The 25,012-nt window shown below is 67.6% G+C and carries 25 protein-coding genes; 18 read left to right on the top strand and 7 right to left on the bottom strand.

All coding sequences use genetic code 11. The features are described 5' to 3' along the window. The first annotated feature begins 45 nt into the window (after positions 1-45). The gene (locus KU887_RS16340; RefSeq protein ID WP_006492161.1) at positions 46-387 is read left to right on the top strand and encodes a hypothetical protein; all 342 of its coding nucleotides are present in this window, start codon (positions 46-48) and stop codon (positions 385-387) included. Between the two features lie 112 nt (positions 388-499). On the opposite strand, the gene metK is transcribed toward KU887_RS16340, so the two are convergent. After that, positions 500-1,687, bottom strand: coding sequence for a methionine adenosyltransferase (metK, locus tag KU887_RS16345; protein WP_006482984.1), 1,188 nt, complete (start codon positions 1,685-1,687; stop codon positions 500-502). A gap of 265 nt (positions 1,688-1,952) precedes the next feature. Here metK and lpxL point away from each other — a divergent pair, with 265 nt between their 5' ends. From lpxL to hslU, 9 genes are all read left to right on the top strand, one after another. After that, positions 1,953-2,837, top strand: coding sequence for a lauroyl acyltransferase LpxL (gene lpxL / locus KU887_RS16350; protein ID WP_062911129.1), 885 nt, complete (start codon positions 1,953-1,955; stop codon positions 2,835-2,837). Positions 2,838-3,169: 332 nt separating this feature from the next. Then, positions 3,170-4,039, top strand: a complete 870-nt coding sequence (gene dapF, locus KU887_RS16355) for a diaminopimelate epimerase (protein WP_006482985.1) — start codon at positions 3,170-3,172, stop codon at positions 4,037-4,039. A 37-nt stretch (positions 4,040-4,076) separates the two neighbouring features. Then, positions 4,077-4,802 carry a DUF484 family protein gene (locus tag KU887_RS16360; protein ID WP_006495540.1) on the top strand — a complete coding sequence of 242 codons (726 nt, stop codon included), beginning with the start codon at positions 4,077-4,079 and terminating at the stop codon, positions 4,800-4,802. A gap of 13 nt (positions 4,803-4,815) precedes the next feature. Beyond that, positions 4,816-5,736 (top strand): tyrosine recombinase XerC, encoded by a 921-nt coding sequence (xerC, locus tag KU887_RS16365; RefSeq protein WP_006483686.1) that lies wholly within the window; start codon positions 4,816-4,818, stop codon positions 5,734-5,736. Between the two features lie 76 nt (positions 5,737-5,812). After that, on the top strand, positions 5,813-7,027 hold the full coding sequence (locus KU887_RS16370) for a class I SAM-dependent rRNA methyltransferase (protein ID WP_059720855.1): 1,215 nt from the start codon (positions 5,813-5,815) through the stop codon (positions 7,025-7,027). Between the two features lie 96 nt (positions 7,028-7,123). After that, complete coding sequence (locus KU887_RS16375; protein ID WP_171984008.1) at positions 7,124-8,299, top strand: GTP-binding protein; 1,176 nt, start codon at positions 7,124-7,126, stop codon at positions 8,297-8,299. A gap of 494 nt (positions 8,300-8,793) precedes the next feature. Continuing rightward, on the top strand, positions 8,794-9,210 hold the full coding sequence (dksA, locus tag KU887_RS16380; RefSeq protein WP_006477498.1) for an RNA polymerase-binding protein DksA: 417 nt from the start codon (positions 8,794-8,796) through the stop codon (positions 9,208-9,210). A gap of 236 nt (positions 9,211-9,446) precedes the next feature. Then, positions 9,447-9,983 (top strand): ATP-dependent protease subunit HslV, encoded by a 537-nt coding sequence (gene hslV, locus KU887_RS16385; RefSeq protein ID WP_258250501.1) that lies wholly within the window; start codon positions 9,447-9,449, stop codon positions 9,981-9,983. A 9-nt stretch (positions 9,984-9,992) separates the two neighbouring features. After that, positions 9,993-11,336, top strand: a complete 1,344-nt coding sequence (hslU, locus tag KU887_RS16390) for an ATP-dependent protease ATPase subunit HslU (protein ID WP_006483681.1) — start codon at positions 9,993-9,995, stop codon at positions 11,334-11,336. Between the two features lie 67 nt (positions 11,337-11,403). On the opposite strand, the gene KU887_RS16395 is transcribed toward hslU, so the two are convergent. The 3 genes from KU887_RS16395 to KU887_RS16405 all read right to left on the bottom strand — a co-directional run bounded on the left by KU887_RS16395 (position 11,404) and on the right by KU887_RS16405 (position 13,706). Then, complete coding sequence (locus KU887_RS16395; RefSeq protein WP_006483687.1) at positions 11,404-11,946, bottom strand: response regulator transcription factor; 543 nt, start codon at positions 11,944-11,946, stop codon at positions 11,404-11,406. Positions 11,947-11,959: 13 nt separating this feature from the next. Next, the gene (locus tag KU887_RS16400; RefSeq protein ID WP_006495543.1) at positions 11,960-13,390 is read right to left on the bottom strand and encodes an ATP-binding protein; all 1,431 of its coding nucleotides are present in this window, start codon (positions 13,388-13,390) and stop codon (positions 11,960-11,962) included. Between the two features lie 91 nt (positions 13,391-13,481). Next, positions 13,482-13,706: a cysteine-rich CWC family protein gene (locus KU887_RS16405; protein ID WP_006495544.1), complete on the bottom strand. Its 225-nt coding sequence runs from the start codon at positions 13,704-13,706 to the stop codon at positions 13,482-13,484. A 294-nt stretch (positions 13,707-14,000) separates the two neighbouring features. Between KU887_RS16405 and argB the strand changes: the two genes are divergently transcribed. From argB to KU887_RS16440, 7 genes are all read left to right on the top strand, one after another. Beyond that, positions 14,001-14,900, top strand: a complete 900-nt coding sequence (gene argB, locus KU887_RS16410) for an acetylglutamate kinase (RefSeq protein WP_006490510.1) — start codon at positions 14,001-14,003, stop codon at positions 14,898-14,900. Next, positions 14,897-15,688, top strand: a complete 792-nt coding sequence (locus tag KU887_RS16415; RefSeq protein ID WP_258250502.1) for a pyrimidine 5'-nucleotidase — start codon at positions 14,897-14,899, stop codon at positions 15,686-15,688. The genes argB and KU887_RS16415 overlap by 4 nt, the downstream gene beginning before the upstream one ends. Then, positions 15,655-16,320 (top strand): nucleoid occlusion factor SlmA, encoded by a 666-nt coding sequence (gene slmA / locus KU887_RS16420; RefSeq protein WP_012492337.1) that lies wholly within the window; start codon positions 15,655-15,657, stop codon positions 16,318-16,320. Before KU887_RS16415 ends, slmA begins: the two co-directional genes overlap by 34 nt. Before the next feature lie 266 nt (positions 16,321-16,586). Then, a complete protein-coding gene (locus KU887_RS16425; protein WP_006484643.1) occupies positions 16,587-17,732 on the top strand; it encodes a homoserine O-acetyltransferase in 1,146 nt (381 codons plus the stop codon). After that, positions 17,729-18,337, top strand: a complete 609-nt coding sequence (metW, locus tag KU887_RS16430) for a methionine biosynthesis protein MetW (protein WP_006484645.1) — start codon at positions 17,729-17,731, stop codon at positions 18,335-18,337. Before KU887_RS16425 ends, metW begins: the two co-directional genes overlap by 4 nt. A gap of 116 nt (positions 18,338-18,453) precedes the next feature. Further along, positions 18,454-19,875, top strand: coding sequence for an AmpG family muropeptide MFS transporter (locus tag KU887_RS16435; protein ID WP_006484646.1), 1,422 nt, complete (start codon positions 18,454-18,456; stop codon positions 19,873-19,875). Next, the gene (locus tag KU887_RS16440; protein ID WP_034201229.1) at positions 19,865-20,905 is read left to right on the top strand and encodes a M48 family metallopeptidase; all 1,041 of its coding nucleotides are present in this window, start codon (positions 19,865-19,867) and stop codon (positions 20,903-20,905) included. Before KU887_RS16435 ends, KU887_RS16440 begins: the two co-directional genes overlap by 11 nt. A 22-nt stretch (positions 20,906-20,927) precedes the next feature. On the opposite strand, the gene KU887_RS16445 is transcribed toward KU887_RS16440, so the two are convergent. Continuing rightward, positions 20,928-21,872 carry an AraC family transcriptional regulator gene (locus KU887_RS16445; protein WP_048986109.1) on the bottom strand — a complete coding sequence of 315 codons (945 nt, stop codon included), beginning with the start codon at positions 21,870-21,872 and terminating at the stop codon, positions 20,928-20,930. Between the two features lie 226 nt (positions 21,873-22,098). Here KU887_RS16445 and KU887_RS16450 point away from each other — a divergent pair, with 226 nt between their 5' ends. Next, entirely contained in the window at positions 22,099-23,151 is a 1,053-nt protein-coding gene (locus KU887_RS16450) for an NAD(P)-dependent alcohol dehydrogenase (RefSeq protein ID WP_062911127.1), read from the top strand. Between the two features lie 109 nt (positions 23,152-23,260). Here KU887_RS16450 and KU887_RS16455 read toward each other — a convergent pair whose 3' ends face one another. Further along, positions 23,261-24,034, bottom strand: coding sequence for an exodeoxyribonuclease III (locus KU887_RS16455; RefSeq protein ID WP_006494378.1), 774 nt, complete (start codon positions 24,032-24,034; stop codon positions 23,261-23,263). Positions 24,035-24,074: 40 nt separating this feature from the next. Then, a complete protein-coding gene (locus KU887_RS16460) occupies positions 24,075-24,914 on the bottom strand; it encodes a polyphosphate kinase 2 family protein (protein WP_060210644.1) in 840 nt (279 codons plus the stop codon). Positions 24,915-25,012 lie beyond the last annotated feature (98 nt).

Raw genomic sequence — 25,012 nt, forward strand, 5'->3', positions numbered from 1 at the left:
GTGCGCTCTCCAGGGCGCCACCCATACAAGCGAAGCATCGTTCACATGCCATTCCGTCTGACTTCCCGTTTCAACCGCGCTGCGAAGCGCGTCGTGCCGTCCGCTCCTGCCCGCTCGCTGCGCCATCACCGCGCACGCACGCAGGCGCTGGCCGAGCGTACGCACACGCACAGCCGGCTGGACGGCATCCGCGCGTGGTTCCACGCGTTTTTCTCGATGATGAGCGCGCAGGCGTTCGCCCGCCGCGCCGGCCTGCGCTCGCTGCTGCAGAAGCCGTCGTCGCTGCGCGCGCTCGCGCTGCGCCGCACGCTCGGCCCGCAGCGCCGCGTCAACCGCCCGCGCCGCCTTGCCGCGAGCAACGGCTGGTTCGGGTTCGGCGCGCGCTGAGCGAGTGTCTGGCGGGCACGGCCCGCCCCGATCGCCGCCATTGCTTCGACGATCGAAACCCATAAAAAAACCCCCGGCTTGGCCGGGGTTTTTCATTTCGGGCGGACGACGCTTACGCGACGCGTGCCGTCGGCTCCACACCGGCCGCTTCGGCCAGTGCGAGCGCCTTGTCGGTCGCTTCCCACGAGAATTCCGGCTCTTCGCGACCGAAGTGGCCGTAAGCTGCCGTCTTCTCGTAGATCGGGCGCAGCAGGTCGAGCATCTTGATGATGCCCTTCGGACGCAGGTCGAAATGCTCGCGCACGAGCTTCGTGATCACCGCATCCGACACGCGGCCCGTGCCGAACGTGTTGACCATCACCGAGGTCGGCTCGGCCACGCCGATCGCGTACGACACCTGGATCAGCGCGCGCGACGCGAGGCCGGCGGCGACGATGTTCTTCGCGACGTAACGGCCGGCATACGCTGCCGAACGGTCGACCTTCGACGGATCCTTGCCCGAGAACGCGCCGCCGCCGTGCGGTGCGGCGCCGCCGTAGGTATCGACGATGATCTTGCGGCCGGTCAGGCCGCAATCGCCCTGCGGGCCGCCGATCACGAACCGGCCGGTCGGGTTCACGAGGAACTTGATGTCGCCCTTGATCAGGTCGGCCGGCAGCGTCGGCTTGATGATTTCCTCGATCACGGCTTCGCGCAGCGCGGGCAGCTCGATGTCCGGTGCGTGCTGCGTCGACAGCACGACGGTGTCGATCGAATCGGGCTTGCCGTCGACGTAGCGCACGGTGACCTGCGACTTCGCGTCCGGACGCAGCCATTGCAGGCGGCCGTCGCGGCGCAGGCTGGCCTGGCGCTCGACGAGGCGGTGCGACAGGTAGATCGGCAGCGGCATCAGTTCCGGCGTTTCGTCGCACGCATAGCCGAACATCAGGCCCTGGTCGCCCGCGCCTTGATCGAGGTTGTCGTCGTGTGCACGATCGACGCCCTGCGCGATGTCCGGCGACTGCTTGTCGTACGCGACGAGCACCGCGCAACCCTTGTAGTCGATGCCGTAGTCGGTGTTGTCGTAGCCGATGCGCTTGATCGTATCGCGCGCGATCTGGATGTAGTCGATGTTGGCCGTCGTGGTGATTTCACCGGCCAGCACGACGAGACCCGTGTTGCACAGCGTTTCCGCCGCAACGCGGGAATATTTGTCCTGCTCGAGGATGGCGTCGAGAATCGCGTCCGAGATTTGGTCCGCGACCTTGTCCGGATGGCCTTCGGAGACGGATTCGGACGTGAAGAGATAATCGTTTGCCACTTTTTCAGGCTCCTGTGTGGTTACGGTTGGTTTCACGTAGCCAGCTTCGTTGGGCCTGAAGCGGCGACGCTTTAGCGGATTACCAGGACCGGGCAGCGCGTGTCGCGCCAACCGGCTTCGCCCCGCAAGTTGTCAGTTAACTCGGCGAAGCCCGTATTATAGCGGCTTTCCTGAATTGTCACAGAGCGCCGCCCGTGCTGCATCTTCCGCTGTCTTACCACCCTGTTCGCAACGTGCCGGCCAGCCGGCCCTACGGAGATTCCGCATGCTAGGCCGCCTCGGCACGCACCTCGCCATCGGCTTGCTGAAGCTGCTCGCCCTGCTGCCGTACGGTCTGACCGCACGGTTCGGCGATGGCCTCGGCTGGCTGCTGTATCAGATCCCCAGCCGGCGAAAGCGCATCGTACATACGAATCTGAAACTCTGCTTCCCGGACTGGAGCGACGAGCGGCGCGAGGAAGTGGCGGGCCAGCATTTCCGTCATGCGATCCGCAGCTACGTCGAGCGCAGCGTGCAGTGGTTCGGCTCGGAGAAGAAGCTCGCGAAGCTGATCCGGGTCGACAGCGCGGTCGATCTCACCGATCCCGACCTGCCGCCGACGCTGTTCCTCGGCCTGCACTTCGTCGGCATCGAGGCCGGTTCGATCTGGCTCAACCGTTCGCTGCACCGCCGCTGCGGATCGCTGTACCAGCCGTTCTCGAACGCGGTGCTGGAGGAAGAGGCGAAGAAGGCGCGCGGGCGCTTCGACGCCGAGATGGTCGGCCGCGCGGACAGCGCGCGCGTCGTGCTGCGCTGGCTGCGCGACCGCAAGCCGGTGATGCTCGGCGCGGACATGGATTACGGGCTGCGCAACTCGACGTTCGTCCCGTTCTTCGGCGTGCCGGCCTGCACGCTGACGGCCGTCGGCCGGCTCGCGAAGACGGGCCGCGCGCAGGTCGTGCCGTTCATCGGCGAGGTGCTGCCGAACTACAAGGGCTATCGTCTGAGGGTGTTCAAGCCGTGGGATCACTACCCGACCGGCGACGACGATCTCGACGCGCGGCGGATGAACGAATTCCTCGAGGAGCAGATTCCGCTGATGCCCGAGCAGTATTACTGGGTGCACAAGCGCTTCAAGACGCGCCCGCCCGGCGAGCCGAGCCTGTACTGACCCTGCCGCGAAACATGCGCGGGTGCGCCGTCATGTGCGTGCCTGCGCTCTCGCCGCCTTCGGCGCCCTTTGCGCGCCCGCCTGCCGCACCGCCCCCCTGTCGATCCGGCCGCTCGTCGTTCGCGCGGCCAGTCGGCCAATCGGCCAATCGGCAGATTGCGCCCCCTTCCATCTGCACGACGGACGCGCGGCCCCGCCCGCGCAGGACGCCCCTGCCGGCTGCATGTATCATTTGCGGTTGAGATCAGCACGACGAACGAGGCTGCCCCGGCATGGCCGCCGGCCGTCCGTGTCGTGCCGACCGCCTCGTTCGCCATGGAATTCCGGACCCAGTGAAACTCTCGTTCACCAAGATGCACGGCGCGGGCAACGACTTCGTCGTGCTCGACGGCTATTCGCGCGCGCTGCCGCCGCTCACCGACGCGCAGGTGCGCGCACTCGCCAACCGCCATTTCGGCATCGGCGCCGACCAGTTGCTGCTGGTCGAGAAACCGACCGTCGACGGCGCGGATTTCAAGTACCGGATCTTCAATTGCGACGGCGGCGAGGTCGAGCACTGCGGCAACGGCGCGCGCTGTTTCGTGAAGTTCGTCAGCGACCGCGGCCTGACCGACAAGCGCAGCGTGCGCGTGCAGGTCATGAAGGGCCTGATCACGCTGACGCTGCAGGACAACGGCGAAGTCGTCGTCGACATGGGCGCGCCCGTGTTCGCGCCGGCGCAGGTGCCGTTCGACGCAGCGGGGCTCGACGGCCGTCAGGAAGGCCGCGACACGCTGTGGCCGCTCGACGTCGGCGGCGCGACGCGCTGGATCTCGACGGTGTCGATGGGCAATCCGCACGCCGTGCAGGTCGTCGACGATGCCGAAGCGTATCCGGTGCTGGAAGAAGGCCCGCTGATCGAGCGTCATGCGCGCTTCCCGCAGCGCGTGAACGCCGGCTTCATGCAGATCGTGTCGCGCCGCGAAGTGAAGCTGCGCGTGTACGAACGCGGCGCGGGCGAGACGCTCGCGTGCGGCACCGGCGCATGCGCGGCGGTCGCGGCCGGCATCCGGCGCGGCCTGCTCGATTCGCCCGTGACCGTGCACACGCACGGCGGCACGCTGACGATCGGCTGGGACGGCGCGCGCGACGAAGCCGCCGCGCTGATGATGGCCGGCCCCGCCACGACCGTGTTCGAAGGCGAGATCGACCTGAACGCCTGACCCTGCAACGTCCTTGATAACTGAACGCTCCAGCCACATGAACGATCGCGAAGTCGCCGACTACCTGCTCGCCAATCCCGAATTCTTCGCGCAGCACGCCGAGCTGCTCGCGACGATCCGTCTCGCGAACCCGCACGGCAAGGCCGCGATCTCGCTGCAGGAGCGGCAGATGGAGATGTTGCGCGACAAGAACAAGCACCTCGAGCGCCGGCTCGCCGAACTCGTGCGCTACGGCCACGAGAACGACAGCCTGTCCGCGAAATTCAGCCGCTGGACCGCGCGCGTGATCGCGGAGCGCGATCCGTACGCGCTGCCGCGCACGATCGCCGACGGCATCGCCGACGTGTTCGACGTACCGCAGACGGCGCTGCGCGTGTGGGACGTCGCCGACACCTACGCGCAAGCCGACTTCGCGCGCCAGGTCGGCGAGGAAGTGCGCCTGTTCACGAACGGCCTGTCGACGCCGTACTGCGGTGCGAACACGGGCTTCGAAGCCGCCCAGTGGCTCGCGCCCGCGCTCGCCGCCCCGGCCGCGAGCGCCGCGGAAGGCACCGAAGCCGCGCCGGCCGGCGACGGCTCGGCCGCGTCGGTCGCACTGCTCGCGCTGCGCGCGCCGCTCGCCGGCAACGATGCGCCCGCGTTCGGCCTGCTGGTCCTCGGTTCGCCCGATCCGCGCCGCTTCCACGACGGGATGGCCACCGACTTCCTCGCACAGATCGCGACGCTCGCGAGCGCCGCGCTCACGCGCCTGCTGCCGCACTGATCCGCCGCACGCGATGACCGACGATCCGATCGCCGCCTACCTGTCGAACCTGAAGCACGTCAGGCAGCTGTCGGAACACACGCTGCGCGCGTACACGCACGAACTCGACGAACTGAAGAAGCTCGCGGCCGGCCGGCCGCTCGACGCGCTGACCGCCGCCGACATGCGCGGCGCGGTCGCCCGCGCGCATGCGGGCGGGCTGTCCGCGCGCTCGATCTCGCACCGGCTCTCCGCGTGGCGCGCGTTCTACCGCTGGCTCGCGCAACGCATCGAGATGCCCGCGAACCCGGTGGCCGCGGTGCGCGCGCCGAAGCGCCCGAAAACGCTGCCGAAGGCGCTGTCGGTCGACGACGCATCCGCGCTGATGGACGCGCCGCTCGCCGGCACGACCGAAGGCATCCGCGATCACGCGATCCTCGAGCTATTCTATTCGTCGGGGCTGCGCCTCGCCGAGCTGATCGGGCTGGACGTGACGTACACGCAGGCCGACGGCTACCGCTCGGCCGGCTGGCTCGATCTCGCCGAAGCCGAAGTCACCGTGCGCGGCAAGGGCAACAAGGAGCGCAAGGTGCCGGTCGGCCGCAAGGCGATCGACGCGCTGAACGCGTGGCTCGCGGTGCGCGGCGAATTCGTGAAGCACGATCCGCATCCGTTGTTCGTGTCGGTGCGCGGCAACCGAATGTCGCCGGGCGTCGTGCGCGAGCGCGTGAAGCGCGCGGCGCTCGCCGCCGGCATCCCCGCCAACGTCCACCCGCACGTGTTGCGCCACTCGTTCGCGACGCACGTGCTGCAGTCGAGCGGCGACCTGCGCGCGGTGCAGGAACTGCTCGGCCACGCGAGCGTCGCCGCGACGCAGGTCTATACGTCGCTCGACTTCCAGCATCTCGCGAAGATTTACGACAGCGCGCATCCGCGCGCGAAGAAGCGCGACTGACGCGCGTCCCGTGTTACCCGCCACGCGCGGCGGCCGGCACCGGCCGGCGCCGCGCCCGGCCCATTTCGATCTCATCATGCAAACCGTCACCCTCAAGCCGTCCAAGGAAAAATCGCTGCTGCGCCGCCATCCGTGGATCTACGCCAATGCGATCGACCGCGTCGACGGCAAGCCCGCGCCCGGCGCGACCGTGCTCGTGCGTGCGCACGACGGCCGCTTCCTCGCGCGCGGCGCGTACAGCCCGCAGTCGCAGATCCGCGTGCGGGTGTGGAGCTTCGACGAGCACGAGCCGATCGATCACGCGTTCTTCAAGCGCCGCGTGCAGCGCGCGGTCGCGCACCGCACGACGATGGTGTCGGGCACGGGCGCGGTGCGGCTCGTGTTCGGCGAAGCCGACGGGCTGCCGGGGCTGATCGTCGACTACTACGTCGCGGACACCGCCGAGGCCGGCGCCGCGCCGCGCGGCCAGCTCGTCTGCCAGTTCATGGCCGCGGGCGTCGAAGCGTGGAAGGACGCGATCGTCGCGGCGCTCACCGGCGCGACCGGCTGCCCGAACGTGTACGAGCGCTCGGACGTGTCGATCCGCGACAAGGAAGGGCTCGAACAGACGACCGGCGTGCTGGCCGGCGACGCGCCGCCCGCGACGCTGATCTCGAACGAAAACGGCGTGCGCTATCACGTCGACGTGCCGAACGGCCACAAGACGGGCTTCTACGTCGACCAGCGCGACAACCGCGCGCTCGTCGCGCAGTACGCGACCGACCGCGACGTGCTGAACTGCTTCTGCTACACCGGCGGCTTCTCGCTCGCGGCGCTCAAGGGCGGCGCGAAACGCGTCGTGTCGATCGACTCGTCAGGCGATGCGCTCGCGCTCGCGCAGCAGAACGTCGTGGCCAACGGCTTCGACGCCGAACGCGCGACCTGGCTCGACGCCGATGCATTCAAGACGCTGCGCCGCCTCGTCGACGAAGGCGAACGATTCGACCTGATCGTGCTCGATCCGCCGAAGTTCGCGCCGACCCGCGACAGCGTCGATCGCGCGGCGCGCGCGTACAAGGACATCAACCTGAGCGGTTTCAGGCTGCTGCGTCCGGGCGGCCTGCTGTTCACGTACTCGTGCTCGGGCGCGATCGACATGGACCTGTTCCAGAAGATCGTCGCGGGCGCGGCCGCCGACGCGAAGGTCGACGCACGGATCCTGAAGCGGCTCGGCGCGGGCGTCGATCATCCGCTGCTCGCCGCGTTCCCGGAAGGCGAATATCTGAAGGGCCTGCTGTTGCAAATTGTCTGATCGCCCCGATCTTGGCGGACACCCGGTCCGCCAGCTCCGCCTGTCGGGCCGCGCCTCGCCCCTGTCGTCCGGACGATGGGCGGGGGCTTGACAGGTATGTTTCAATGGATGGTTGTGCGCCCCGGCTCGCAGCGCGAGGGCGCGACGCACATCCTGGTTTTGACCCCGATTCACGAACCACAGGCGACCGACATGGCCACTCCCGTCACCATCCTTACCGGCTTCCTCGGCAGCGGCAAGACGACGCTGCTCAAGCGCATCCTGAACGAACAGCACGGCATGAAAATCGCCGTGATCGAGAACGAGTTCGGCGAAGAGAACATCGACAACGAAATCCTCGTGCAGGATTCGAACGAGCAGATCATCCAGATGAGCAACGGCTGCATCTGCTGCACGATCCGCGGCGACCTCGCCCGCGCGCTCGGCGATCTGGCCGCGAAGAAGCGCGAAGGCAAGCTCGACTTCGACCGCATCGTGATCGAGACGACCGGCCTCGCGAACCCGGGCCCCGTCGCACAAACGTTCTTCATCGACAGCGAAATCGCCGACGATTTCCTGCTCGACGCGGTCATCACGCTGGTCGACGCGAAGCACGCGAACGCGCAGCTCGACGAACACGAAGTGGTGCAGCGTCAGGTCGGTTTCGCCGACCGCCTGTTCATCACGAAGTCGGACCTCGTCGACGACCAGACCGTCGCGGGCCTGAAGCACCGCCTGATGCACATGAACCCGAAGGCCGCGATCAAGGTCGTGAATTTCGGCGAAGCGGACATCAAGGAAATCTTCGACCTGCGCGGCTTCAACCTGAACGCGAAGCTCGAGATCGATCCCGATTTCCTCGCCGAGGACGATCACGCGCACCACCACCACGATCACGACCATGATCACGATCACGCGAATTGCGACCACGATCACGGCCAATGCGCGCACGATCACGACCACGGCCACCACAACCATCACCACGCGCACCACGACGACAAGATCAAGTCGTTCGTGTACCGCAACGACCGCCCGTTCGATCCGAACAAGCTGGAAGACTTCCTCGGCGGCATCCTGCAGATCTACGGGGAGCGCATGCTGCGCTACAAGGGCGTGCTGTACATGAAGGGCGTCGACCGCAAGGTCGTGTTCCAGGGCGTGCACCAGATGATGGGCAGCGACCTCGCGGCGAAGTGGCTGCCGGTCGAGAAGAAAACCAACAAGATGGTGTTCATCGGCGTCGACCTGCCGCAGGACCTGATCACCGACGGCCTCGACGCCTGCCTCGCCTGACCCGCGCGGGCGCCTGCCGCACCCCGCTGCCGGCCGCCTTCGCAGGCGGCTGCGGCAGCCGCGCGACGCCTTTTCCGGGCAGGGTTTCGCCGTCATCGCTTTTTCGCGATTTGCGCGTTATATTTTCTAGATATTGGCGCGGCCGACGGGGATCGACCCGATACGGCGGCCGCTTGCGATTCAGTTACAATACGTGCCCGCTGGAGTACGGCAACAAACAGGCCCGGTTCTTGCTGAACCAGTTTTCCGGGCATCGCAACCGCGCCGGATCGCCCATCCGCCTCCCGGCCGCGGCCGATGCGATCTGCCGCGCAGCACACCGGTTCGCAGCGCGCGCAAATCCGCGCCAGGCCTATCCTGGTATTTGAGAACCGGTTTTCCAGAGGCTTTCGGCCCCGCGGCGGCAAATCGCAAATGATTGCAAGCGCGGTTGCGGGTAATCCCAAAGTGCAGGCAATATCTCTTGATTTGCCGCACATTGAAGAAGCAAGCAGATGACGAAGAAACTCTTGACCGAAGCCGAAATCCTGAAGATGAGCGACAAGGATTACATGAATGAGGATCAGCTCGCCTTCTTCAAAAATCGGCTCGAACAGTTGCAGGCGGACATCCTCAAGAATGCAGGCCAGACGACCGAGAACCTGCGCGAGACGGTGATCGTCCCCGATCCCGCCGACCGCGCGACGATCGAGGAAGAGCATGCGCTCGAGCTGCGCACGCGCGATCGCGAACGCAAGCTCCTCAAGAAGGTTCAGCAGTCGCTCGCCCGCATCGATTCCGGCGATTACGGCTGGTGTGAGGAAACCGGCGAGCCGATCGGCATTCCGCGCCTGCTCGCGCGTCCGACCGCCACGCTGTCGCTCGAGGCGCAGGAGCGCCGCGAGCTGCGCCAGAAGCTGTTCGGCGACTGATCGAGCGGTATTCCGCTCAGACACGCTGCTTCCCGAAAGCGCGCGGCCTGCCGCGCGCTTTTTGTTTTCCGGCACCGGTTCCCGGCTGCCGGCCGATTTGCCTCCCCCTCTTGATATCCCGGCGCCCGCCCTAAAATGAAACGGACGCGCGCCGGGCCGCTCCCCGGCGCACTGCGGATTCACGCGGCGGCGCGTCGCGCCGCCCGACTCTTCCCCGTTTTTCTCAAGGAACGCAGATGGAGCAATTTCACGGCACGACCATCGTTTCGGTCCGGCGCGGCGACAAGGTCGCGCTCGGCGGCGACGGCCAGGTAACCCTCGGCAACATCGTCATGAAGGGTGGCGCGCGGAAAGTGCGGCGGATCTACAACAACCAGGTACTGGCCGGATTCGCGGGCGGCACCGCCGATGCGTTCTCGCTGCTCGACCGCTTCGAGGCGAAGCTCGAGAAGCACCAGGGCAACCTGACCCGCGCGGCCGTCGAGCTCGCGAAGGACTGGCGCACCGACCGGATGCTGCGCCGCCTCGAGGCGATGCTGATCACGGCCGATGCCACCACCACGCTCGTGATCACCGGCAACGGCGACGTGCTCGACCCCGAAGGCGGCATCTGCGCGATCGGCTCGGGCGGCGCGTACGCGCAGGCCGCGGCCCGCGCGCTCGTCGAGAACACCGACCTGTCGCCGCGCGAAATCGTCGAGAAGTCGCTCGGGATCGCCGGCGACATGTGCATCTACACGAACCACAACCGCATCATCGAAACGATCGAGTAAGGACACCCCATGAGCACCATGACCCCTGCCGAGATCGTCTCGGAACTCGACAAGCACATCATCGGCCAGGCGAAGGCGAAGAAGGCCGTCGCCGTCGCGCTGCGCAATCGCTGGCGCCGCCAGCAGGTCGCCGACCCGCTGCGCCAGGAAATCACGCCGAAGAACATCCTGATGATCGGGCCGACGGGCGTCGGCAAGACCGAAATCGCGCGCCGCCTCGCGAAGCTCGCCGACGCGCCGTTCATCAAGATCGAAGCGACCAAGTTCACCGAAGTCGGCTACGTCGGCCGCGACGTCGACAGCATCGTGCGCGACCTGATCGAGATCTCGGTCAAGCAGACGCGCGAAGCCGAAATGCGCAAGGTGCGCAGCAAGGCGACCGACCAGGCGGAAGACCGCATCCTCGACATCCTGCTGCCGCAACCGCGCGCGGTGGGCTTCGGCGGCAACGCCGAGCACGCGAACGACGACAACAACGCGACGCGCCAGACCTTCCGCAAGCGCCTGCGCGAAGGTCAGCTCGACGACAAGGAAGTCGAGCTCGACCTCGAGCAGCCGTCGGTCGGCATGGACATCATGGCGCCGCCGGGGATGGAAGAGATGACCGAGCAGATTCGCTCGATGTTCTCGAACCTCGGCAGCGGCAAGAAGCAGCGCCGCAAGGTGAAGATCAAGGAAGCGCTGAAGCTGCTGACCGACGAGGAAGCGGCGAAGATGCTGAACGAAGAGGAAGTGAAGACGAAGGCCGTGCAGAACGTCGAGCAGAACGGCATCGTGTTCCTCGACGAGATCGACAAGATCACGTCGCGCAACAACGAAGGCAGCGGCGGCGAAGTGTCGCGCCAGGGCGTGCAGCGCGACCTGCTGCCGCTCGTCGAAGGCACGACGGTCAACACGAAGTACGGGATGGTGAAGACCGATCACATCCTGTTCATCGCGAGCGGCGCGTTCCACCTCGCGAAACCGAGCGACCTGATTCCCGAACTGCAGGGCCGCTTCCCGATCCGCGTCGAGCTCGATTCGCTGTCGGTGAACGACTTCGAGGCAATCCTCGTCGCGACCGACGCGAGCCTCGTCAAGCAGTACCAGGCGCTGCTCGCGACCGAAGACGTGCAGCTCGAATTCGCCGACGACGGCATCCGGCGCCTCGCCGAGATCGCGTTCGCGGTCAACGAGAAAACCGAGAACATCGGCGCGCGCCGGCTGTACACGGTGATCGAGAAGCTGCTCGAGGAAGTGTCGTTCTCGGCGGGCAACCACGCCGGCGAGCGCGTGACGATCGACGCGAAGTATGTCGACCGCGCGCTCGGCGAAGTGTCGCAGGACGAAGACCTGTCGCGCTACGTGCTGTAACGCGCGCGGCGCCGGATGAGAAGCGGGCGGCCCCTTCGGGGGTCGCCCGTTTTCGTTGGTGCGCCGCTTACTGCCGCACCGGCTTCTTCGCGAGCTTGCGCTGCAGCGTGCGGCGGTGCATGTTCAGCGCGCGCGCGGTCGCCGAGATGTTGTTGTTGTTCTCGGCCAGCACGCGCTGAATGTGCTCCCATTCGAGCCGGTCCACCGACAGCACGACCGGATTCTCAAGCGCTTCTTCGGCCTGCACTTCGGTCGCGTTGGTCTGCAGCGCGGCCAGGATCGACTCGACGTTCGCCGGCTTCGCCAGATAGTTGTCGGCGCCTTCCTTCACGGCCTGCACGGCGGTCGCGATGCTCGCGTAGCCGGTCAGCACGAGAATGCGCGCATCGGGCTGCAGGTCGCACAACGGCGCGATCAGGCTCAGCCCCGAATCCTCGCCGAGATGCAGGTCGACGGTGATGAACTGGAACTTGCCGCCTGCGGCGAGCCGGAGCGCCGCCTCCTTGTCGTGCGCCTGCTGGACCGCGTAACCGCGGCGCTCGAGGCCGCGCGCGAGCGTGCCCGCGAACACCTCGTTGTCGTCGATCACCAGGAAATTGTTCTCGCTCATGGGGTTTCTCCGTCTACGTGTTGGTTGAGGCCGCCGGCATCGCGACGCGCACGACCGGCAGGCGCAGCACGGCCCGCGTGCCGCGCCCGGCCGCGGCGCCGGCCGGGCGGCTGTCCGGCGTGCCGGCTGGCCGTTCGGCTGCCGGTGCACCCGTGCGTGATCCCGCGCGTTGTCCCGAGGCCGCCGCCGCGTGGCCATTTGCCGCACCGCCGGCGCGCCCGTTGCCGCCCGCCGCGCGCGGCGTGACATCGGACAGTTCGATCTCGCCGCCGAGCCGCGCGGCCGCACTGAACGCGAGATACAGGCCGACGCCGTGCCCGCCCTGCGTGCTGTCGACCGGCATCGCGCCGAGCGATTCGCGCAGCGCGGCCGGAATGCCGGGCCCATCGTCGCATACCTCGAATTCGATTTCGTCGGCCGCGCGATCGTGCGCGACCTTCGCGGCAAGCGTCACGCGCTGCGGGCTCGCGCGCGCGGCGTTGTCGAGCAGGATCGTCAGGATCTGGCCGGCCGCGACCGTATCGTCGAGCGCGACGCCGGCCGGGCGCGCGCCGAGCAGTTCGAACTGCACGTGCGGATGCCGCAGGCGCCAGTGCTCGACGAACGTGTCGAGCCAGTCGTCCACCGGCTGGCGGCTCGCCGGCGCGCTCGCGCGGCTGCGCAGGCGCGCGAGCGCCGACGTGCACAGCGTCATCTGTTCCTCGAGCACCTTCAGGTCGGCCTCGTAGCGCGCCAGCCCAGGATCGGCGCGCGCCGCGTCGCGCAACTCCTCGGCGAGCATCGCGATCGTCGACAGCGGCGTGCCCATTTCATGCGCGACGGTGGCGGCCTGCACGCCGAGCGCGACGGCCCGCTCGTCGCGCAGCAGATGCGCCTGCGCCTCGCCGAGCGCCGCGTCGCGCTGGCGCAGCGCATTCGACATGCGCGCGACGAACCACGCGATCAGCCCGACGCTGACCATGAAGTTCGCCCACATGCCGGTACGGTAGTAATCGAACAGGTTCGCCGGGTTGTCCATGTTGAGCGGCACCGAGTCGAAGCCGAGCGCCGCGTAGCAGGCGACCGCGAACGCCGCGAGCCAGATCATCAGGTGCCACGGCAGCACGGCCGCCGCGATCGCGAGCGACGGCAGGTACAGCGACACGAACGGGTTGGTCGTCCCGCCCGACAGGAACAGCAGCGCGGACAGCGCACCAAGGTCGACCCACAGCTGGCCGAGCAGCTCGAAATTGGTCTCGGGCCGCGCACGCAGCACGCGCACCCAGGTCAGCGCGTTGAAAACGATTTCGAGCGCGATGACCATCAGCATCGCCGGCAACGGCAGATGCACGCCGAAATAGGTCTGCACAACGCCGATCGTCACGAGCTGGCCGATGATCGCGAGATTACGGAGCCAGAACAGGTGACTGAGGTTGACGCGCCCGGTGGTGGTGATTCGTTGCATCCGAGCAGTTTACCCGTTTAGCGCCCGGCGCCTCTAGCGGGGCCGGATCGGCGCACGCGAACGGGCGAGGCGCGTGCGTGGCGCGGCACCGTCAACCGGCCGCGCCGGCCATGCGCTGCGCGATCTCGTCGGCCAGACACTCGGGGCACCGGCACCGCGCGCCGGCCGCGGGCGGCGTACCGCCGGGCGGCACCGGCATCGACGCGCACCAGCAGTCGAACGGCTGCGTGTGCGCGCCGCAGTCGAAGCCGCGCCCGCAGCGCGGGCAGCGCGCACGGCGCGGAGCGGAACGGGCGTCGGCGGCGGAATCGGTCATGGCGCAATCGCGGAAGCGGGCGGGACATCGCCCCACGCGACAAGCATAGCGCGGCGGCCGGATTTTGCACGTCGGCCGCCTGACCAGGCTCCACCGCAAACACGCGCGCGCCAGCCCGCCGGTGTCGCCCGTGCGAGCGCCGCCCGAATCGCGCCGCGCCATAGCCGGCGGGCCGCCGCGTGCGATGCCGCGGCGCGCCGCCGGTGTTCCGATCGGCCCAAAAACCCGATGCTGCGCTGCGCCACTCCTGTACAATTCGGCCTGTTTCAACCGTTCCCAGCCAGAGCCGCCGCCATGTCCGAGCCCATCGACCTCTCGCAGATCGCCCCCACGCTGAAAGCAGAAATCCTCGCGGAGGCGCTGCCGTACATCCGTCGTTACCACGGCAAGACCGTGGTCATCAAATACGGCGGCAACGCGATGACGGAAGAGCGGCTCAAGCAAGGCTTCGCGCGCGACGTGATCCTGCTGAAACTGGTCGGCATCAATCCGGTGATCGTCCACGGCGGCGGTCCGCAGATCGATCACGCGCTGAAGAAGATCGGCAAGGCCGGCACCTTCATCCAGGGCATGCGCGTCACCGACGAAGAGACGATGGAAGTCGTCGAATGGGTGCTGGGCGGCGAAGTGCAGCAGGACATCGTGATGCTGATCAACCACTTCGGCGGCCACGCGGTGGGCCTGACGGGCAAGGACGGCGGCCTGATCCACGCGCGCAAGCTGCTGATGCCGGACCGCGACAACCCGGGCCAGTACATCGACATCGGCCAGGTCGGCGAAGTCGAGGCGATCAACCCGGCGGTCGTGAAGGCGCTGCAGGACGACGCGTTCATCCCGGTGATCTCGCCGATCGGCTTCGGTGAAGACGGCCTGTCGTACAACATCAACGCGGATCTGGTCGCAGGCAAGCTCGCCACGGTGCTGAACGCCGAGAAGCTGCTGATGATGACCAACATCCCGGGCGTGATGGATAAGGACGGCAACCTGCTGACCGACCTGTCCGCGCGCGAGATCGACGCGCTGTTCGAGGACGGCACGATCTCCGGCGGCATGCTGCCGAAGATCTCGTCGGCGCTCGACGCCGCGAAGAGCGGCGTGAAGTCGGTGCACATCGTTGACGGCCGGATCGAGCATTCGGTGCTGCTGGAAATCCTGACCGAGCAGCCGTTCGGCACGATGATCCGCTCGCATTGAGCGCGCGCCGCCCGCCTGCCCGCCCCGACCTGCCGGCCCCGCTGCGGCGCCGGCGCATCTCGCGCAGCCGGCCGCGCGCCGGCGCGCCGGTCTGGTTGTTCGATCTGGACAACACGCTGCACCACGCATCGCATGCGATCTTTCCCGAGATCAACCGTGCGATGACGCAATACATCATCGACGCGCTGCAGGTCGGGCGCGCCGAAGCCGACCGCCTGCGCACCGACTACACCGAGCGCTACGGCGCCGCGCTGCTCGGTCTCACGCGCCATCACCCGATCGACCCGCACGATTTCCTGCGCGTGGTCCACACGTTTTCCGACCTGCCCGCGATGGTGCGGGCCGAGCGCGGCCTCGCGCGGATCGTCGCCGCGCTGCCGGGCCGCAAGCTGATCCTGACCAACGCGCCGGAAAACTATGCGCGTGCGGTGCTGCGCGAGCTGGGCATCGAGCGGCTGTTCGAGCGCGTGATCGCGATCGAGCACATGCGCGACCGCCGCACGTGGCGCGCGAAGCCCGATCACACGATGCTGCGCCGGACGCTGCGCGCCGCGCACGCACGGCTCGCCGACGCGATCCTCGTCGAGGATACGCGCGGCCACCTGAAACGCTACAAGCGTCTGGGCATCGGCACGATATGGATCACCGGCCACTTGCCCGGCCATCTGCCGGCGACCGGACGTCCGCATTATGTCGACCAGCGCATTCGTTCGTTAAAATCGCTGCGACTGGGCACACGATCGGGGCGACAAAAATGCAGCCGACTTACCCGCAGGACCAAGCCGTAACGGAAGGCCAGGCCACACCCTCGCGCCCGCGCCCGAAGCCAGGCGAGCGCCGCGTCATGATCCTGCAGACGCTCGCGGCGATGCTCGAGGCCCCGAAACCCGAGAAAATCACCACCGCCGCGCTCGCGGCCCGGCTCGACGTGTCGGAGGCCGCGCTGTATCGGCACTTCACCAGCAAGGCGAAGATGTACGAAGGGTTGATCGAGTTCATCGAACAGGCGCTGTTCGGGCTCGTCAACCAGATCGTCGCGAAAGAGCCGAACGGCGTGCTGCAGGCCCGCACGATCGCGTTGACGATGCTCAATTTCGCCGCGAAGAACCCCGGCATGACGCGCGTGCTGACCGGCGAGGCGCTGGTCGGCGAGGACGAGCGGCTCACCGAGCGCGTGAACCAGCTGCTCGACCGGATCGAGGCGACCGTCAAGCAATGCCTGCGCGTCGCGCGTACCGAGGCGAATGCGCCGCAGGACGGCGCGACGCCGTTCGTGCTGCCCGCCGACTACGATCCCGGCGCCCGCGCGAGCCTGCTCGTCAGCTACGTGATCGGCCGGTGGCATCGGTTCGCGAAAGGCGGGTTCCAGAAGCCGCCGGGCGAGCAGGCCGATGCGCATCTGCGGCTGATCCTGCAGTGACCGACGCATGACGGCGCGCCCCGCCATGCGCCCGAATCCGGGCCTCGCAATTTCCGCTATACTTTGCCGACTGTCGCCCCACGGGCGGCAGGTCGGAAGCGCGCCGATTTGCTGACTCGATTGCGGGCGCGCGAACCGGCCAGGGCGTGGCTGTGCGTTCGCCCTGGCGGTTCACTACAAATGCGGCTAAAGAGGTCGTCAGCCGCGCACCTTCGCCTCCGCGCATCGCCGACACCATTTAGCCGCCCAGTCATAAGGCGGAACGAATGGAATCGATCGGCATCGTCGCTCCACAGACCATGCACTTCGCCGAACCGCTGCGCTTGCAAAGCGGCAGCGTGATCGGCAACTATCAGCTCGTCGTCGAGACGTACGGCGAGCTCAACGCCGCGCGCTCGAACGCGGTGCTCGTCTGCCACGCGCTCAACGCGTCGCACCACGTCGCCGGCGTCTACGCGGACGATCCGCGCAGCACCGGCTGGTGGGACAACATGGTCGGCCCGGGCAAGCCGCTCGACACCAACCGCTTCTTCGTGATCGGCGTGAACAACCTCGGCTCGTGTTTCGGCTCGACCGGACCGATGAGCATCGATCCGTCGACCGGCAAGCCGTACGGCGCGAAGTTCCCGGTGGTCACCGTCGAGGACTGGGTGCATGCGCAAGCGCGCGTCGCCGACGCATTCGGCATCGAGCGCTTCGCCGCGGTGATGGGCGGCAGCCTCGGCGGCATGCAGGCGCTCGCGTGGAGCCTGATGTATCCGGAACGCGTCGCGCACTGCATCGACATCGCGTCGACGCCGAAGCTGTCCGCGCAGAACATCGCATTCAACGAGGTCGCGCGCTCGGCGATCCTGTCCGATCCCGATTTCCACGGCGGCGACTACTACGCGCACGGCGTGAAGCCGAAGCGCGGCCTGCGCGTCGCGCGGATGATCGGCCACATCACGTACCTGTCCGACGACGACATGGCCGAGAAATTCGGCCGGGCGCTGCGCCGCGCCGACGGCGCGCTCGACGCGTACAACTTCAGCTTCGACGTCGAGTTCGAGGTCGAGTCGTACCTGCGCTACCAGGGCGACAAGTTCGCCGACTACTTCGACGCGAACACCTACCTGCTGATCACGCGCGCGCTCGACTACTTCGATCCGGCGAAGGCGTTCGACGGCAACCTGACGGCCGCGCTCGCGCACACGCAGGCGAAGTACCTGATCGCGAGCTTCTCGACCGACTGGCGCTTCGCGCCCGCGCGCTCGCGCGAGATCGTGAAGGCGCTGCTCGACAACAAGCGCACGGTCAGCTACGCGGAAATCGATGCGCCGCACGGCCACGATGCGTTCCTGCTCGACGATGCGCGTTATCACAACCTGATCCGCGCGTATTACGAACGAATCGCCAACGAGGTAGGAGCATGAACCAGCAAGCGCTGAATTCCCTGTCCGCGCGCGCGGACTTCCGCGCGATCGCGCGCTGGGTCGAGCCGCGTGCGACCGTGCTCGACCTCGGCTGCGGCGACGGCTCGCTGCTGTCGCTGCTGATGGAAGAGCTGGACGTCACCGGCTACGGGATCGAGCTGAACGACGCGGGCGTGCTCGCGAGCACGAAGAACGGCATCAACGTGATCCAGCAGAACCTCGAGGACGGCCTGCGCCTGTTCGAGGACCACAGCTTCGACATCGCGATCCTGTCGCAGACGCTGCAGACGATTCACCAGACCGCCGCGATCCTGCGCGAAACCGCGCGGGTCGGGCGCGAATGCATCGTGTCGTTCCCGAACTTCGGCTACTGGGCGCACCGGCTGTCGGTGCTGCGCGGCCGCATGCCGGTGTCGAAGTCGCTGCCTTACCAGTGGCACAACACGCCGAACGTGCGGGTGCTGACGATCAAGGATTTCGAGGCGCTCGCGCCCGAGGTCGGCGTCACGATTCTCGACCGCATCGTGCTGCACGAAGGCCAGCCGATTCGATGGGGAGCGAACTGGCGTGGTAGTCTTGCTGTCTACCGCGTCAAGCGCAGCTGAGCCGGGGGGCCGTTGACGGAAGCTCCGGTCCGCACGCGCGAGCGGTCGCCCCTCGTGCGCCGCTCGCGCCGCCTGCGCTGCCGCCGCCATCAGTCAACGCTACCCAGTTCCAGTCCATGTCGAAAACGCCACACGAGGCGCCCGCACTCACCGCTCACGAGGATCACCCCGGCTGGCGAGCCTATCTGAACACGCACATGCTGATCTGCGTGTTCCTGGGCTTCACGTCGGGTCTGCCCCTCTTCACGCTCGTCTACCTCGTGCAGGCATGGCTGCGCTCCGAAGGCGTGAACCTGAAGGAAATCGGCCTGTTCGCGCTGATCCAGTTCCCGTATACGTGGAAGTTCCTGTGGGCGCCGCTGATGGACCGCTACATCCCGCGCCTGCCCGGCTGGCGGCCGGGCCGCCGGCGCGGCTGGCTGCTGCTCACGCAGCTGCTGGTCGCGGGCGCGATCGCCGCGCTCGGCTTCGTGTCGCCGCGCGACTCGATCTGGACGGTCGCCGCGCTCACCACGCTCGTCGCGTTCTTCGGTGCGAGCGCCGACATCGTGATCGACGCGTACCGCCGCGAGCTGCTGCGCGACACCGAGCAGGGCCTCGGCAACGCGGTGCACGTGAACGCGTACAAGCTCGCCGCGCTGATCCCCGGCTCACTGGCGCTGATCCTGTCCGACCACATGCCGTGGGACGCCGTGTTCGCGATCACCGGGGCGTTCATGCTGCCGGGCATCCTGATGACGCTCGTCGTGCGCGAGCCGGAAGTGGTCGGCGCGCCGCCGCGCAACCTGCGCGACGCGATCGTGCTGCCGTTCCGCGAATTCATCCAGCGCGACGGCTGGGCCGGCGCGCTGCTCGTCATCGCGTTCATTTTCCTGTACAAGATCGGCGACACGATGGCCACCACGCTGTCGACGTCGTTCTTCCTCGACATCGGCTTCACGCGCACCGAGATCGGCATCGTCGCGAAAACCACCGCGCTCGTCGCGAGCGTGCTGGGCGGCATCATCGGCGGCATCTGGCTCGTGAAGATCGGCATCGGCCGCGGGCTGTGGATCTTCGGCGCGCTGCAGCTGGTGTCGACGCTCGGCTTCGCGTGGCTCGCGCAGCTCGGCCCCGGCTCGCCGGTGCTCGCGATGCTGTACGACTTCACCGTGTCGACGAGTCACGCGATCGCGTCCGCGCTGTCGGTGTTCGGCATCGCCGTCACGCCGCAATTCAGCCCGATGACGGTCGCGCTCGCGATCGTCTACGGCTTCGAAACCTTCACGACCGGCCTGACGATGGCCGCGTTCGTCGCCTATATCGCGAGCACGACCGACCCGCGCTATACGGCCACGCAGTTCGCGCTGTTCACGAGCCTCGCGTCGGTGCCGCGCACGCTCGCGTCGGCCGCGAGCGGCTTCATCGTCGCGAAGATCGGCTGGTTCGACTACTTCATCGTGTGTACCGCGCTCGCGATTCCCGGCATGCTGCTGCTGTTCAGGATCGCGCCGTGGAACGGTACCGCACGCGACGGCGAGGCGAGCCGTGCGCAGTAACCGCCTGCATCGTCTCGCCCGCGTCGCGGCTGCGTTGAGCATCGGCGCCGCGGCACTGGCCGCGATGGACGCCTGCGCGAGCGACACCGGCGCGACCGCGGCGGGCTCCGCGCCGGCGACGCCGCCCGCGCCTGCGACGGCGGCCGCGCCCGCCGCGCCGTCCATCGCGGAAGGCGCGCAGCCGACCGGCGCCGCGGCGCCCGCGAAGGCCTATACGCCGACGCCGCAGCAGGTCCGTTACGGCAACGCGATCGCATTCCGCACGCTGATCCCGTCGCCGCTGCTCGAACAGCTCACCGCGAACGAGTACGCACAGATCGTCCAGGCGGCCGCCGACAGCAACCGGCTGCTGAGCGCGAACCAGCCGCGCGTGAAGCGGCTGCGCGCGATCGTCGCGAAGCTCGCGCCGTATTCGGTGAAGTGGAACGACCGCGTGAAAAGCTGGGCCTGGGACGTGAACGCGATCCGCTCGCGCGACATCCGCCTGACCTGCCTGCCGGGCGGCAAGGTGCTCGTGTACGGCGGCATGCTCGATCGGGTGCGCCTGAACGACGACGAGCTCGGCGTGCTGCTCGCGCACGGCATCGCCCATGCGCTGCGCGAACACGCGCGCAGCAACTTCAGCGTGACCTCGCAGACGTCGCTGCGCGCGGCCGCGCTGCCGCCGCTGTTCGGCGTCGGCGATCCGCTGCCGCAGGCGCTGAACCTCGGCGAGCGCCTGCAATCGCTCCACTACGACCCGACCGACGAGACCGAGGCCGACGTGATCGGCGGCGACATCGCCGCCCGCGCGGGCTTCGATCCGCGCGCGGCGATCACGCTGTGGGACAAGCTCGCGGTCGCGACCCGCGCGAACAAGGCGTCGGGCTTCATCTACACGCATCCGTACAGCAGCGCGCGCCGCCAGGACCTGCTGAACCGGCTGCCGGACCTGATGCCGCTGTACGCGAAGGCGACGGGCAAGCGTGTCGAATCGCTGCCCGACTACGCGGGCATCAGCGCGCAGCGGCGCAAGATCGTGCGGCGCTGAACCGCCGCGCGGCGCCGGGACGCTACGCGTGCGCGTCGGCCATGGCCGGGCGCACCCCGCTGTCGCGCATCCAGCGCACTTCGTCTCCCGGGCTGCGGCCGAACAGCCGCTTGAACTCGCGGCTGAACTGCGACGCGCTCGCATAGCCGACCCGCGCGGCCGCCGCGCCGGCGCCGAGCCCGTCGCGCACCATCATCAGCCGCGCCTGGTGCAGCCGCGCGGTCTTCACGTACTGCATCGGCGACGTCGCCGTCACGTGCTTGAACTGCGCGTGAAACACCGCGAGGCTCATCCCGGCTTCGCGGGCGAGCGTCTCGACGTCGAGATCGGCCTTCAGCTCCGCATGGATGCGCCGCAACGCCTTCGCGATGCGGCCGAAATGATGCTGCTGCACGAGCGCCGCGCGCATCGCGTCGCCCTGCTCGCCAGTCAGCACGCGATACGCGATCTCGCGCATGATCGCCGGCCCCAGCACCCGTGTGTCGTGCGGCGACGCGAGCGCTTCGAGCAGGCGCACGACGGCATCGGCCAACGGCGCGTCGAGCGGCGTCGAATAGACGCCGAGCGGCTCGCTGACCGCCGCGCCGAGCGTCTCGTCGAGCAGGATCGCGAGTTCGGCGATCACCGCGAGATCGACGCGGATCGAGATCGCGAGAAACGGCTCGTCCATGCTCGCGAAGGTCTCGCATTCGAACGGCAGCGGCACCGACAGCACCAGATACTGCTGCGCGTCGTACACGAACGAGCGGTCGCCGAGATAGCCGAGCTTGCGCCCCTGGCACACGACGATGATGCTCGGCTCGTACAGCACCGGCATGCGCGGCGCCGGATGGGTCACACGGATGAAGCGCACGCCGTCGAGCGCCGCGAGCGTGTCGCCCTCGTTCGGCGCGAGGCGCGTGTGCAGCTCGATCATGCGGCGCTGCAGGCGCTCGCCCGCGTCGGCCAAAAGGGGTTGGAAGCTCATCGGTACGGCCCTGTCCGGCAAGAGAATCTGGCTCGCAATGTAGCACCTTGGACACATTTTGACGGCTGTTCGCGGGCAATTCGAGAGGAATAGGCAAATCTTCCAGACCTTCGTGTATTTCGCCGCGGCGCCGCGCTCCTTACGATGACGTCCTGTCTCGCCGCATCGCCACATGATGCGACGGCAGTCTGTTTCGCCGGATGTTTTCCGGACAAGGAGCCCTTGCATGAGTACGACCTATGCCTACGCGGCGACCGATGCGCAGTCGCCGCTCGCCCCGTTCGAATTCCAGCGTCGCGCGCTGCGCGACCTCGACGTCCAGATCGACGTCCTCTACTGCGGCGTCTGCCACTCGGACCTTCACCAGGCGCGCAACGAATGGCGCAACACGATCTACCCGGTCGTGCCGGGCCATGAAATCGTCGGCCGCGTGAGCGCGACCGGCCCGCAGGTGTCGCGCTTCAAGGTCGGCGAGCTGGTCGGCGTCGGCTGTCTCGTCGATTCGTGCCGCACCTGCGCGAGCTGCGAAGAAGGCCTCGAGCAGTATTGCGAGAACGGCTTCGTCGGCACCTACAACGGCCAGGACCGCGTGACGGGCGACATCACGTACGGTGGCTATTCGACGCAGCTCGTCGTCGACGAGGCGTTCGTGCTGCGCGTGCCGGACACGCTCGACCCGGCCGGCGCGGCGCCGCTGCTGTGCGCGGGGATCACGACCTACTCGCCGCTGCGGCAGTGGAACGTCGGCCCCGGCAAGAAGGTCGGCATCGTCGGTCTCGGCGGCCTCGGCCACATGGGTGTGAAGCTGGCGCGCGCGATGGGCGCGCACGTCGTGCTGTTCACGACGTCGCCGTCGAAGATCGAGGACGGCAAGCGGCTCGGCGCGCACGAAGTCGTGATCTCGAAGGATGAAGCGCAGATGAACGCGCACCTGAACAGCTTCGACTTCATCCTGAACACGGTCGCCGCGCAGCACGACCTGAATCCGTTCCTGCACCTGCTCAAGCGCGACGGCACGATGACGCTCGTCGGCGCGCCGGAGCACGACCATCCGTCGCCGCAGGTGTTCAACCTGATCTTCAAGCGCCGCCGCCTCGCGGGTTCGCTGATCGGCGGGATCGCGGAAACGCAGGAAATGCTCGATTTCTGCGCGGAACACGGGATCACGTCCGATATCGAGACGATTCCGATGCAGCAGATCAACACGGCCTACGAGCGGATGCTGAAGAGCGACGTGAAGTACCGGTTCGTGATCGACATGGCGTCGCTCAGGCAGTAAGCGCCGCCCCAAGCGAAACGGGCCGCCTGTCGGAACAGGCGGCCCGTTTTGCATCCGGCGACCGGGATGAATGGCCCGGCGGCTGCGCGCGCGGCGCAGCCGCCGGCCATCACTTCTGGTAGTCGTAGTCGACCGTCAGCGGCGCATGGTCGCTGAACTTGATGTCCTTGAAGATCGACGTGCTTTTCGCGGTCCCGGCCACGCCCGGCGTCGCGATCTGGTAATCGATCCGCCACCCGACGTTCTTCGCGTACGCCTGGCCGCGGTTGCTCCACCACGTGTACTGCTCGGGACGCGGGTCGAGCGTGCGGAACACGTCGACGTAGCCGACGTCGTCGAACAGCTTCGTGAGCCACTCGCGCTCTTCCGGCAGGCAGCCCGAGTTCTTCTGGTTGCTCTTCCAGTTCTTGATGTCGATTTCCTTGTGGACGATGTTCACGTCGCCGCACAGGATCACCTCGCGCTTCTTCTTCAGCGCGGCGAGGTGCGGCATGAATTCGGCCATGAAGCGGTACTTCGCCTGCTGGCGCTCCTCGCCGCTCGAGCCGGACGGCACGTACACCGACACGACCGACAGCTTGCCGTAGCGCGCCTCGACGTAACGCCCCTCGGGATCGAATTCGCTGCTGCCGAAACCGATGATCACGTCATCGGGCTCGCGGCGGCTGTACACGCCCGCGCCGCTGTAGCCCTTCTTCTCGGCGTGGTGGAAATAGCTCTTGAAGCCGTGCGGCTCGACGAATTCGGCCGGCAGGTCGTCGGCCGATACCTTGATTTCCTGCACGCACACGCAATCGGCGTTCTGTTCGCCGAGCCAGTCGAAGAAGCCCTTCTTCGCGGCGGAGCGGATGCCGTTCAGGTTGGCGGTGATCACTCGCATCATGTCGGGTTCCGTTCAGTTCGATATTTTTACAGGGGGCAGCTTAACGGATCTTCACGCCTTCGAGCTCGGGCTTCGGCGGCGGGAATTCCAGCTTCATGTCGGTCATCGTGCGCAGCAGCAGCTCGGCGATCATCACGTTGCGGTGCGTCTTCGAATTCGCCGGGATCACGTACCACGGCGCATGCTCGGCCGACGTCGCGGCGAGCGCGTCGCGGTACGCGGACTGGTAGGCGTCCCAGTGCTTGCGCGCGTCGAGATCGGCGATGTCGAATTTCCAGTGCTTGGTCGGATCGTCGATGCGCGCCTGCAACCGCGCGCGCTGCTCGTCCTTCGAGATGTGCAGGAAGCACTTGATGATGGTCGTGCCGTTCTCGAACAGCATCGTCTCGAAATCGCGGATCTGCCGGTAGCGGCGCTCGCACTCCTTGTCGCCGATCGCGCCGAGCACGCGCGGCACCAGCACGTCTTCGTAGTGGCTGCGGTTGAAGATCGCGAGCTCGCCGGCCGCCGGCACCTGCGCATGCACGCGCCACAGGAAGTCGTGCGCGGCCTCGATCGGCGTCGGCGCCTTGAACGGCACGATGCGCAGGCCGAGCGGATCGACCTCGCGAAACACCGCGCGCACGGTGCCGTCCTTGCCGCTCGTATCCATCCCCTGCAGCACGAGCAGCACGCGCTTCTTCTGCTGCGTGTGCAGGCGCTCCTGCTGCACGTCGAGCTCGGTCGACACGACCGACAGCCGTTCACGGTCGGCCTCCTTCGAGCCGGACGAAAACGGCTTCGCGGCCGGGTCGAACGCGTCGAGCCTGAATGCGGCGGCTTCCTTCTCGCGCGTGCTGTACGGCACGCGGAAATCGTCGAGCGACGGTTGTTTCGCCATTCGTTCCTCCGTTGGACGGTGCGATGCATACGATAACGCATCCACCAAACGCGACGGGCCGCCCCGAACTGGTCGGGAGCGGCCCGTCGTCAAGCGCG

The sequence above is a fragment of the Burkholderia sp. EMB26 genome (assembly GCF_024730645.1).
Classification (GTDB): Bacteria; Pseudomonadota; Gammaproteobacteria; order Burkholderiales; family Burkholderiaceae; genus Burkholderia; species Burkholderia cenocepacia.

Excerpts from the sequence above, each read along its gene's own strand:
- KU887_RS16405 (WP_006495544.1), bottom strand. The coding sequence starts at position 13,706 with ATGACCGATTCCGCCGCCGACGCCCGTTCCGCTCCGCGCCGTGCGCGC.
- hslV (WP_258250501.1), top strand. The coding sequence starts at position 9,447 with ATGGAGCAATTTCACGGCACGACCATCGTTTCGGTCCGGCGCGGCGAC.
- KU887_RS16375 (WP_171984008.1), top strand. The coding sequence starts at position 7,124 with ATGTTTCAATGGATGGTTGTGCGCCCCGGCTCGCAGCGCGAGGGCGCG.
- KU887_RS16370 (WP_059720855.1), top strand. The coding sequence starts at position 5,813 with ATGCAAACCGTCACCCTCAAGCCGTCCAAGGAAAAATCGCTGCTGCGC.
- KU887_RS16445 (WP_048986109.1), bottom strand. The coding sequence starts at position 21,872 with ATGAGCTTCCAACCCCTTTTGGCCGACGCGGGCGAGCGCCTGCAGCGC.
- slmA (WP_012492337.1), top strand. The coding sequence starts at position 15,655 with ATGCAGCCGACTTACCCGCAGGACCAAGCCGTAACGGAAGGCCAGGCC.
- argB (WP_006490510.1), top strand. The coding sequence starts at position 14,001 with ATGTCCGAGCCCATCGACCTCTCGCAGATCGCCCCCACGCTGAAAGCA.
- hslU (WP_006483681.1), top strand. The coding sequence starts at position 9,993 with ATGAGCACCATGACCCCTGCCGAGATCGTCTCGGAACTCGACAAGCAC.
- KU887_RS16360 (WP_006495540.1), top strand. The coding sequence starts at position 4,077 with ATGAACGATCGCGAAGTCGCCGACTACCTGCTCGCCAATCCCGAATTC.
- KU887_RS16395 (WP_006483687.1), bottom strand. The coding sequence starts at position 11,946 with ATGAGCGAGAACAATTTCCTGGTGATCGACGACAACGAGGTGTTCGCG.
- KU887_RS16450 (WP_062911127.1), top strand. The coding sequence starts at position 22,099 with ATGAGTACGACCTATGCCTACGCGGCGACCGATGCGCAGTCGCCGCTC.
- KU887_RS16425 (WP_006484643.1), top strand. The coding sequence starts at position 16,587 with ATGGAATCGATCGGCATCGTCGCTCCACAGACCATGCACTTCGCCGAA.
- KU887_RS16340 (WP_006492161.1), top strand. The coding sequence starts at position 46 with ATGCCATTCCGTCTGACTTCCCGTTTCAACCGCGCTGCGAAGCGCGTC.
- KU887_RS16400 (WP_006495543.1), bottom strand. The coding sequence starts at position 13,390 with ATGCAACGAATCACCACCACCGGGCGCGTCAACCTCAGTCACCTGTTC.
- xerC (WP_006483686.1), top strand. The coding sequence starts at position 4,816 with ATGACCGACGATCCGATCGCCGCCTACCTGTCGAACCTGAAGCACGTC.
- KU887_RS16455 (WP_006494378.1), bottom strand. The coding sequence starts at position 24,034 with ATGATGCGAGTGATCACCGCCAACCTGAACGGCATCCGCTCCGCCGCG.
- KU887_RS16435 (WP_006484646.1), top strand. The coding sequence starts at position 18,454 with ATGTCGAAAACGCCACACGAGGCGCCCGCACTCACCGCTCACGAGGAT.
- metW (WP_006484645.1), top strand. The coding sequence starts at position 17,729 with ATGAACCAGCAAGCGCTGAATTCCCTGTCCGCGCGCGCGGACTTCCGC.
- dksA (WP_006477498.1), top strand. The coding sequence starts at position 8,794 with ATGACGAAGAAACTCTTGACCGAAGCCGAAATCCTGAAGATGAGCGAC.
- KU887_RS16460 (WP_060210644.1), bottom strand. The coding sequence starts at position 24,914 with ATGGCGAAACAACCGTCGCTCGACGATTTCCGCGTGCCGTACAGCACG.
- lpxL (WP_062911129.1), top strand. The coding sequence starts at position 1,953 with ATGCTAGGCCGCCTCGGCACGCACCTCGCCATCGGCTTGCTGAAGCTG.